This is a genomic window from Acidovorax sp. HMWF029 (assembly GCF_003060895.1).
GTDB lineage: Bacteria > Pseudomonadota > Gammaproteobacteria > Burkholderiales > Burkholderiaceae_C > Acidovorax.
In genome coordinates this window covers 1-10,801 of sequence record NZ_QAIH01000178.1, presented here as the reverse complement: position 1 = coordinate 10,801, position 10,801 = coordinate 1, and the positions used below count along the sequence as shown (strand labels likewise).

The 10,801-nt window shown below is 63.8% G+C and carries 7 protein-coding genes; all 7 read left to right on the top strand.

Features of this window, described 5'->3' with window-relative positions:
* Window positions 1-56 precede the first annotated feature (56 nt).
* Window positions 57-1,172, top strand: a complete 1,116-nt coding sequence (locus tag DBR12_RS12390; protein ID WP_108617522.1) for an S-(hydroxymethyl)glutathione dehydrogenase/class III alcohol dehydrogenase — start codon at window positions 57-59, stop codon at window positions 1,170-1,172.
* A gap of 199 nt (window positions 1,173-1,371) precedes the next feature.
* Window positions 1,372-2,277: an S-formylglutathione hydrolase gene (gene fghA / locus DBR12_RS12385; RefSeq protein WP_108617521.1), complete on the top strand. Its 906-nt coding sequence runs from the start codon at window positions 1,372-1,374 to the stop codon at window positions 2,275-2,277.
* 122 nt (window positions 2,278-2,399) lie between these two features.
* Window positions 2,400-5,339, top strand: a complete 2,940-nt coding sequence (locus DBR12_RS12380) for an EAL domain-containing protein (protein WP_108617520.1) — start codon at window positions 2,400-2,402, stop codon at window positions 5,337-5,339.
* 317 nt (window positions 5,340-5,656) lie between these two features.
* Entirely contained in the window at window positions 5,657-6,541 is an 885-nt protein-coding gene (locus tag DBR12_RS12370) for an HDOD domain-containing protein (protein WP_108617518.1), read from the top strand.
* A complete protein-coding gene (locus DBR12_RS23475; protein ID WP_108617517.1) occupies window positions 6,538-7,542 on the top strand; it encodes an ATP-binding protein in 1,005 nt (334 codons plus the stop codon). Before DBR12_RS12370 ends, DBR12_RS23475 begins: the two co-directional genes overlap by 4 nt.
* A 29-nt stretch (window positions 7,543-7,571) precedes the next feature.
* Window positions 7,572-8,885, top strand: coding sequence for an HD domain-containing phosphohydrolase (locus DBR12_RS12360; protein WP_108617516.1), 1,314 nt, complete (start codon window positions 7,572-7,574; stop codon window positions 8,883-8,885).
* 230 nt (window positions 8,886-9,115) lie between these two features.
* Window positions 9,116-10,801, top strand: a 1,686-nt coding sequence (locus DBR12_RS12355) for a phosphoethanolamine transferase (protein ID WP_108617523.1), incomplete at its 3' end; no start/stop codon positions are given.

Genomic DNA, 10,801 nt, shown 5'->3' with positions numbered 1-10,801 from the left:
GCACTGCAATCGCCCCTGCCGCCCCCCCGCAGCCACCCCCTTCAAAGGAGATCCCCATGAAATCCCGCGCCGCCGTTGCCTTCAAAGCCGGAGAACCCCTTCAGATCGTCGAAATCGACGTGGCACCGCCCAAAAAAGGCGAAGTCCTCATCAAGATCACTGACACCGGCGTCTGCCACACGGACGCTTTCACCCTGAGCGGTGACGACCCCGAAGGCCTTTTCCCCGTGGTGCTGGGCCACGAAGGCGCGGGCATCGTGGTGGCAGTGGGCGAAGGCGTGACCAGCGTGAAGCCGGGTGACCATGTGATCCCGCTCTATACCGCCGAGTGTGGCGAGTGCCTGTTCTGCAAGAGTGGCAAGACCAACCTGTGCGTCGCCGTGCGTGCCACGCAGGGCAAGGGCGTGATGCCCGACGGCACCACGCGTTTCAGCTACAACGGCCAGCCTATCTACCACTACATGGGCTGCAGCACCTTCAGCGAATACACCGTGGTGGCCGAGGTGTCGCTCGCCAAGGTCAACCCAAAAGCCAACCCCGAGCAGGTGTGCCTCTTGGGCTGCGGCGTGACCACGGGCCTGGGCGCCGTCAAGAACACCGCCAAGGTGCAAGAGGGCGACACGGTGGCCGTGTTCGGGCTGGGCGGCATTGGTCTGGCCGTGATCCAGGGCGCCAAGCTGGCCAAGGCCGGGCGCATCATCGCCATCGACACCAACCCCAGCAAATTCGACCTGGCCCGCACCTTTGGCGCGACCGACTGCGTGAATCCCAAAGACTTTGACAAGCCGATCCAGCAGGTCATCGTGGAGATGACCACCTGGGGCGTGGACCACAGCTTTGAGTGCATCGGCAACGTGAACGTGATGCGCGCCGCGCTCGAATGCGCGCACCGGGGCTGGGGCCAGAGCGTGATCATCGGCGTGGCAGGCGCGGGGCAAGAAATCAGCACCCGCCCCTTCCAGCTCGTCACCGGCCGCAAGTGGCTGGGCACGGCGTTTGGCGGCGTCAAGGGCCGCAGCGAGCTGCCCGGCATGGTTGAAGACGCGATGGCAGGCAAGATCCAGCTCGAACCCTTCGTGACCCACACCATGGGCTTGAAGGACATCAATAACGCGTTTGATTTGATGCACGAAGGCAAGTCGATCCGCTCCGTCGTCAAGTACGCTGCGTGAAGTGAAGCTCCCCCTGAGTCACTTCGCGCCTTCCCCCTCTCTCGCCTTGCTGCGCAAGGCGGGAGGGGGACGCCCCCGGTGCGACGGGGCGGCCCTTGCACGGGGGCGCTGGCTTCGTGCGTGCCAGTTTCGACGGTCACCGCGCATTTCCAGCATGGCAGTGCAACGCGCTGCCCCATGACAAAAGACACCGGACATCATGACGAGCCCCTCTAACACCTCTTTGGAACTGCTCAGCAGCCACGCGTGCTTTGGCGGCGAACAGCGCTTCTACCAGCACGCCTCCACCACCATCGGCTTGCCGATGAAGTTTGCGATCTACCTGCCGCCGCAGGCGCAGCAAGGCCCCGTGCCCGCCGTGCTCTACCTGGCGGGCCTGACTTGCACCGAAGAGACATTTATGGTCAAGGCGGGCGCACAGCGTATGGCCGCTGAGCTGGGCCTGGCCCTCATCGCGCCCGACACCAGCCCGCGCGGCGCGGGCGTGCCGGGCGAGGCCGACAGCTGGGACTTTGGCGTGGGCGCTGGCTTCTACCTGGACGCCACCCAGGCGCCCTGGAACACCCACTGGCGCATGGAAAGCTATCTCTTGGGCGAACTGCTGCCCCAGTTGGCCGCCCAACTGCCCATCGACGGCAGCCGCCTGGGCATCACCGGGCACTCGATGGGCGGGCATGGCGCGCTCACGCTGGCGCTGCGCCACCCGGGCCGGTTCAAGTCGCTGTCGGCGTTTGCGCCTATTTGCGCCCCCACACAGTGCCCCTGGGGCGACAAGGCCTTCACCGGCTACCTGGGCCCGGACCGCAGCACCTGGATCGAACACGATGCCACCGTGCTCATGCAGCACCAGCCCGTTGCCCCCTACCCCGCAGGCATCCTCATCGACCAAGGCCTGGCCGACAAATTCTTGTCCGACCAGCTACACCCGCACCTGCTGGAAGCCGCCTGTGCCGCCATCGGTCAACCGCTCACGCTGCGCCGCCATTCGGGCTACGACCACGGCTACTACTTTGTGCAGAGCTTCATGGGCGACCACCTGCAGCACCATGCCCAACAGCTTGGAGCAAGCCGTATCGCCGTCGCGGACGCTACGAAGCGCCGCTGAATTTATTTTTATCATTTTAATGATAGAAATGATCAAAACATCCAGAGATAGCGCATAATGCCTTCCAGGCGTGGCGATGCAATGTTCACGGTTTGCTCTACCGCCGCGCAGGGAGACGCCCTATGCAATCAGTCACCGCTGAGCTGGACACCCCGGCGCAGCCACTCCATCCCATTGGTGCCAATGACGCGGCCGAATCACTGAAACGCCGCGTCTTTGACACAGCGCCTTTCGGTCTGTGTGTTCTGGTGCGGGGGCTCCCGCAACTCGTCAATCAGCAATTCATCCATCTTCTGGGTGGTGAGCCCGCCCTCGCGACCAGCGCTGGGTTGAGCATGCTGACGTCCTGCTGGCCCGAGTTGTGGCCGCAGTTGCAGGGTATTGGCCGAACACCACGCCACGTGACGGTACGCAAAGCCTCGGGGGAGACTTTCAACGGCCGCGCCTATGCCCGCCCATTCCCCTCACTGGACCCTGAGGCGGAGCTGATCACGCTGGTGGACGACCCCCACCGCGCGCAGATAGCTTTCTCGTCGCACTGGCGCGCACGCATGCTGGAGCACATCGAAACAATGGGCCGCAGTGGATCAGGAGAGATAGACCTCCAGGCGGGCAAGGCGGTGCTCTCCAAAGGGATGCACATGCTGCTCGGGATTCCCTTCGATGCTGCTGCGCGCTCCGCATGGCGCATGCTGCGCTGGGTCCCCCCGAAGGAGAGGGGTTACGTGGCCTCTATTTGGCGCGGCGCGTTGCCCGATGAGCCTTTCGAATTTCAGCACCGACTGGTTCGCGCCGACGGCACGCGGCTGGAGGTACTGCAGCGCGGCATGGTGGAAACCGACGCCACAGGCCGCCAGCATGGGTACATCATCGTCCAGGACATCACCGTACAGCGCGAAGCAGAGCAGCGTATCCAGGAACTGGCCAACCACGACGAGGTCACTGGTCTGGCCAACCGGACACAACTGCTCGATCGAATCGATGCCGCCGTTCACAGCGCACGCTGGAACCCGCAACCATTCCTGGTGCTGTCGATCCAGGTGGATCAGGTGGATCAACTCAAGCAAGCCATGGGGTACGGCGCAGGTGATGCAATGGCCATGGCTGTGGCGGCCCGCCTGACGACTGTGGCCCAGCCCGGAGACACGGTGGCACGTATCGACGGCGGAGAGTTCGCCATATTGCTGAACCCCGATAGCTGCGCGCAGGACCCACTGGGGCTGCAACATGCCCGCGCAGTGGTGCAGGCGATGGCCAAGGCTGAACGCCTGGGGGCTGCAGAAATTGTGCCGGGCGCGCGGGTCGGCGTGGCGCGATTCCCGGCCGATGCAGAAAGCGCGGGCCAGTTGCTCGAAGCCGCACAAACCGCCCGCATGGGCATCCGTTCGGACGGTGAGCAGGTGGCTGCCTTCACGCCTCAGACCCGCGCGGCCAGCCTGCGCCGCCTGGCCATTGAGTCCGGGCTAAGGCATGCGGCAGAACGCTCGGAGCTGTGTCTGTCGTTCCTGCCGCAGGCCGACCTGACCAGCGGCGAGGTGATCGGAGCACAGGTCCATCTGCAATGGAACAGTGCCGACCTCGGCACGGTGATGGAAGACGAGTACGTGCCCATCGCCCTGCAGACCGGACTCATCGTGATGCTGGGCGACTGGCAGCGCGACATGGCCTGCAAGCAACTGCGCGCCTGGGATCAGAACGGTCGGCGCATGCCCCGCCTGCACCTGAAGGTCTCCACACTGGAACTGCAGCAGCCAGATATCGTGGACAAGCTGCGCCGCAGCCTGTCGAGCAACGGCTTGACGCCGCAGGCGCTGGGGGTGGAGATCAGCGAACACGCGCTCGTGAATGCCACTGCGCAGCTGAGCCGCACGCTCAGCCAGCTGCGCGCGATGGGCATCGAACTGTCGCTGGGGGATTTCGGATCGGGCTCCACCAACCTCGGGTTGCTGGGTACGCGCCCCGTGGATGTCATCAAGGTCCACCGCTCGTGCGTGCCCGACGTCACCGCAGCCACAGGCGACGTATCCCTGACACGGGCCATCATCAACATGGCGCACAGCCTGCAGATGAAAGTGCTGGCCGAAGGCGTGGAAACCACAGGCCAACTGGCACTGCTCATTGCCAACGGCTGCGACCGCATGGAAGGCCCCGTCTTCGCGCAGGCAGCGCAAGCGCAGGAGCTGGCCAACCTCATCGACCAGCACATGCGTTTGCCGGAAAACCTGCTCACCCGCAAGCGTGAGCGAACGCTCCTGCTGGTGGACGATGAGCCCAACATCGTGTCTGCGCTGCGCCGGCTTTTTCGGCGCGAGGGGTATCGGATCGTCACCGCAGGCAGCGGCGCGGAAGGCTTGCAACGCATGGCGGAATGCGAGGTGGACGTAGTGTTGTCCGACCAACGTATGCCTGGCATGACCGGGGTGGAGTTCCTGCGTCGCGCCAAAGAGCTGTATCCCGACACGGTCCGCATGGTGCTGTCGGGTTACACCGAACTCCAGTCCATCACGGACGCCATCAACGAAGGGGCCATCTATCGCTTTCTGACCAAGCCCTGGGACGATGAAAGGCTACTGGAGCACGTGCGGGAGGCCTTTGCGCACAAGGAACTGGCAGACGACAACAAACGTCTTGCCACCGAAGTGATTGCAGCCAGCGAAGCCCTGACGCGCGCGAACGAGCGGCTGGAACTGGTGCTGGGCAGCCAGCAGCAGCAGATAGACCTGGAAGCTGCACGCGCGAATACGGCGCGCGACATGCTCGACATCCTGCCTGCTGCCGTGCTCGGCGTGGACCCGGACGGAACGATTGTGCTGGCCAACCGCGAGGCCGAGCGCCTTTTTCAGCCCCACACCCCACTACTCGGAGAGTCCGCGCAGCGCGTGCTCGGGCTGGTCGAACCCTTGCCGACCGAGTGGGCGCAGGCGCTGGACGATCCTGCCGTTGCAGCCCCCATTGCGCTGCATGGCTCGCCTTGGCAGGTACGTGCGCGCTCCATGGGCGCAACGCCACCCAGAGGCGTACTGCTCGCGGTTTCACCGGCAGAGATTCCACACGGCTTCTGAAACCTGGACCCCATCATGACCCTCAACCAACCGACACTGCCTGCGGCGCTACATCCTGCCGCGCAGCCTGCCAACGTTGCGCAGGTGCCACCGCAAGGCCAGTCGCAGGTCACGCCCCTGCACAAAGCGCCACAGATGGCCTTGCAGGAGGCCTGTGAAACGACTCCAGCACACTCCAGCCCCGCAGAACATCCCGACACGGCGCCAATGCAGCTCGCCCAACGCCTAGACTACATTTTCAGGCGTGTGAATGGGCAGGCCAACAGCAGCACCGAGGCCCTGCAACGGGCCGTGCGGATCTACAGGGGGGTTGCCCCATGAATGCACTCGCCCCATCGGTTTGCGCGCTCACGCTGGACCGCGAAACCCTGGCGCGCGATATTCGCGCCCTCCCCTCGCTGCCCCCAGTGGTACTGGAGCTGATGAACCTGCTGCAGCAACCCGATACTGGCCTGGACGCATTCGCCCACACGCTGCGGCTGGACCAGGCGCTCTCCGTCAAAGTGCTGCAATTGGCGAACTCGCCTTTCTACGGCATGTCAGGGCGCATCACTACCGTGCGCGATGCGATCAACGTACTCGGGCTTCGCCAGCTGGGCACGCTGGTCATCGCAGCTGCGCTGACGCTGCAGTTCGAAGCGCTGCATGGCCCGTCGCTGCACATGCGGGCGTTCTGGCGGCATGCCATCGCCTGTGCGGTGGCCGCGCGGCAATTGGCTCAGCAGCAGGGGTGGAACGACGCCGCTGCATTCACCGCAGGCTTGCTGCACGACGTAGGCAGGCTCGTGGTCGACAGCCACTACCCGGAAAAGGCCGCTGAGATCATCGCCTGGGCAGACCAGCAAGACATCTCGCACAGCGAGGCCGAGGAAACGTTAATGGGCATCGACCACACAGAGCTGGGGCATTGGGTGTGCCAGCACTGGCGGTTCTCCCCCGATATCTGCCATGCGATAGCAGGCCACCACAGGCCGAGGGCTGACGGGCCCGCCGACTTGGCTGACGTGGTTCACGTTGCAGACGCCATCGCGCACGCCCTGGACGTAGCAGGGCTGGACAACGAAGCCGTGCCCCCCTTGAGCAACGCCGCGTGGCAGCGCCTGGGATTGACCGAGTCAGGCCTGCTCACCCTGCTGGGCAACATCGAAGAAGAGTTTTCTCACCTGGAGACCGTGCTCAGCCCCTCGAAGGAAGCACCATGACCAATACACTGCATACCCCTTTCCAAACCACAACCCACGGACCGCTGTGTACCATCGTTCAACCCAGCGAAATGACTCTGGCCGAGATGTCCGACGCCCAGATCCGTGCCATCGTTGGCGAGCTTCTTCAAGCGAATAAAGCGCTCAAGGAGCTCAACACCAAGCTGTCCGACGCCCAGAACAAACTCATGCAGTCCGAAAAGCTGGCCTCCATCGGACAGCTGGCCGCTGGCGTCGCCCATGAAATCAACAACCCCATCGGTTTCATCTTTTCCAATTTCGGCACCCTCGAGCAGTATCTCCAAGACCTGTTCGAAATGCTCGACGCATATGAGGAATCCGAGCCTGGTCTTCAGGACCCGACAACCCGCCAGCGTCTGCAGAAGCTGCGCAAAGACCTTGATATCGACTACCTCAAAGACGACATCCCGAACCTGATGCGCGAGTCGCGGGATGGCATACAGCGGGTGCGCAAGATCGTTCAGGACCTCAAGGACTTCTCGCGCGTGGACGCACGCCAGGAATGGGAATCCGTCAACCTGCACCACGGCATCGACTCCACACTGAACATCGTCAACAACGAAATCAAGTACAAGGCAGATGTCATCAAGGAATATGGCGACCTGCCGGAGGTGCAGTGCCTTCCCTCGGAGATGAACCAGGTGTTCATGAATCTGCTTGTCAACGCGGCCCATGCCATTACCGCAGAGCGAGGCACCATCACCATCCGCACAGGGACGGAAGGCACCAATGCATGGATCGAGGTGGCCGACAACGGCCAAGGCATTGCGCCGGAGAACCTTCAGCGCATTTTTGACCCCTTCTTCACCACAAAACCCGTCGGCAAGGGCACTGGGCTAGGACTGTCGCTGTCTTATGGCATTGTGCAAAAGCACCAGGGCCGCATGGAGGTACGCAGCGAAGTGGGGCAAGGCACCACCTTTCGCGTGACCCTCCCCCTGCACCACTCAGCAACAGCCGCGCAGGACTCCGCCAGCTGAAAACCCTTGGCACCCTGCAAGACACCGCCATGAACGCAACAGACACGCCCCTGCCCACAACCACGCCACACACCTCATGGACAGTGCTGTGCGTAGATGACGAGCCCAGCATTTTGGCCGCCCTCAAGCGTGTGCTGCGCAGTGAAGACTGCCAGGTACTGCAGGCGGGCAGCGGGGCAGAGGCGCTGACGCTGCTGGAACAGCACCCTGTGGACGTGGTCGTGAGTGACATGCGCATGCCCGGAATGGACGGTGCGCAATTGCTGGCCCAGGTCCGCCAACGGTGGCCCCACACCGCCAGAGTACTGCTGACCGGCTACGCCGACATGAATGCCACCATAACGGCCATCAACGAGGGGCAGATCTACCGCTACATCCACAAGCCCTGGGACGAAGCCGATCTGCGCCTGACCATTCGCCAGGCCGCTGAGCGCCAGCTGTTGGAACGCGAACGCACCCGTCTGCAGGCGCTGACTCAAGAACAGAACGAGGAGTTGAAGGCCCTCAACATTGGCCTGGAGCAACGTGTCGATGAGCGCACATCAGAGCTGCGGCAGGCCAACGAACAACTTCGCCGCAACTACCTCACAAGTATCAAAATTTTCTCCAACCTCATGGAGCTGCGCAGTGGCGTGCTCGCCGGGCACGGCAAGCGCACGGCCAGCCTGGCGCGCAAGGTCGCCCAGGCCATGGGGCTGCCCGAGGAAGTACTGCAAGACGTGTTCGTGGCGGGGCTGCTGCATGATGTTGGCTTCATGGCACTGCCCGACGCCATTCTGAGCAAGCCTGTCGGCAAGCTCACGGCCGAAGAGATGACAAGCTACCAGCGCCACCCCGTGCTGGGCGCACAATCCTTCATGGCACTGGACGACCACCAGGCGGTCGCCGCCATCATTCGGTCTCACCACGAACGTCATGACGGCACCGGATTTCCCGACCAGCTCGAGGGGGAACAAATTACGGTCGGTGCCCGAATTCTGGCCGTGGTCGACACCTACGACGATTTGACACACGGGCACCTCACAGGAGCCCCGCTGACCGAAGCCGAGGCCAGGACCATCCTGCAACGAGGACGCGGAACACAGTTTGATGCGGAGGTCATCGACGTTTTTCTGCACATCACCCAGGAAGTCAAGCCCAAACCAACGCGGATTGAACCTGTGACCGCTGAAAAATTGGAGCCCGGCATGACACTGGACAAGGACCTCCTATCCAAGGAGGGCGTCTTGCTGCTGTCTGCAGGCCATGTACTCACTGCAGACATGATTTCCCGCATCCGACGCTACGCCAAGATCGAAGGCCTGCTATTGGCGCTGGACATCCGCCTTCCCCCCGCAGACTAGTACCAGTACTCTCTGCGCGGCGCGGCGATCTTCTGCGCCGGGCAACCTCAGAACCAGCAGGGGGCTATCAACCTCTCTTGGAGCGGCGAAATAACTCAGCGAAGCGGCCCTGGCCAGTCGTTACGCCGCAGGCAGTACCAGCAGTACGACAAGACCAGGCAACGACGCCAGGGGAGTCTTGTTAGCCGCTCTTAATGCCGCCTTAAGGCGACATTTAAAGAATGCTGAGCATGCCACTTGCACTGCCCTTCCCTGCCCGACTCATAAGCACCACGCAACCAAGGCAGCCTGAACGGCACACGCCCCTGCACCCCGTGTGGGTGGTGGTGCTCATCAGCACCTGGCTGGCCACGGCCTGCAACGTGCCACTGTGGCGCGAGGTGGCCCAGCTGCCCGGCCAGGGCAGCCTGCGCGGCTGGGGATTTGCCATTGCGTTCGCCGTCATCGTGGCCGCAGGCAATGCCGCCCTGCTCAGCCTGCTGGCCTGGCGCTGGACACTCAAGCCGGCCGCTGCGCTGATGGTAGTGATGGCCGCATTCGGCGCCTACTTCATGCTCACCTACGGCATTGCCATCGACGCCAGCATGCTCACCAACGTGCTGCAGACCGACGCCCACGAAGCCACCGACCTGCTGAGCTGGCGCATGGCCGCCACCGTGCTCGCCCTGGCTGCACCGCCGCTGGTGTGGCTGTACCGCCGTCCCTTGCGCCGCCTCGGTGCCTGGCGCCATGCCGCACACAACGGTCTGCTGCTGCTGGGTGCGGTGGCGCTCATCGTGGTATGTGTGCTGGCCGTGTTCCAGGACTTCGCCTCCACCATGCGCAACCACACGCGCCTGCGCTACCTCATCAACCCGCTCAACAGCGTGTACGCCCTGGGCCATATCGCCACCCAGCCCCTGCGCATGAACACCCGCACCCTGCTGCCCGTGGGGCGCGACGCCCAGCTGGGCGCCAGCTACGCAAGCCAGGCCCAGCCGCCTCTGTTGGTACTGGTGCTGGGCGAAACCGGCCGCAGCGGCAACTTCGGCATCAACGGCTATGCGCGCAACACCACCCCCCTGCTCTCGGCCCGCACCGACCTGGTGAGCGCAGGCAACGCCTGGTCGTGTGGCACCAGCACCGCTGCATCGGTGCCCTGCATGTTTTCGCACCTGGGTCGCACGGGCTACGAGGCACGCGCCGCCAATTTCGAGAGCCTGATCGACGTGCTGCAACACGCAGGCCTTGCCGTGCTGTGGGTGGACAACCAGTCCGGCTGCAAGGGCGTGTGCGACCGCGCAGGCCAGACCAGCACCGCCAGCTGGAGCGACCCCACCCTATGCCCCACCAGCGGCGAATGCCTGGACCGCGTGATGCTGAAGGACCTGGACGCGCGCATCGACGCCCTGCCCACCGAGCAGCGCCAGCGCGGCACCGTGGTCGTGCTGCACCAGATGGGCAGCCACGGCCCAGCGTATTCCAAACGCTCGGCCCCCGAGCACAAGCGGTTCCTGCCCGAATGCACCTCCACCGCGCTGCAGGAGTGCGAGCGCCAGCAGGTGGTGAACGCCTATGACAACAGCATCGTCGAGACCGATGCCTTCCTCGACGGGGTCATCCAGTGGCTCTCAACACGCGGCGGCAAGGCACAGACCGCCATGATGTACGTGGCAGACCACGGTGAATCGCTGGGCGAAAACAACCTGTACCTGCACGGCCTGCCCTACAGCATCGCCCCCGACGTACAAAAACACGTGCCCTGGATCACCTGGCTCTCCCCCGCCATGCAGGCCCGCACCCACATCGCCACCGGCTGCCTGCAGGAGGACCTGGCGCAGCGCCGCATTACGCACGATAGCTACTTCCACTCGGTGCTGGGCTTGATGGACGTGAAGACCGGAGCGTACAGCGCGGGGCTGGATATGTTTGGAGGG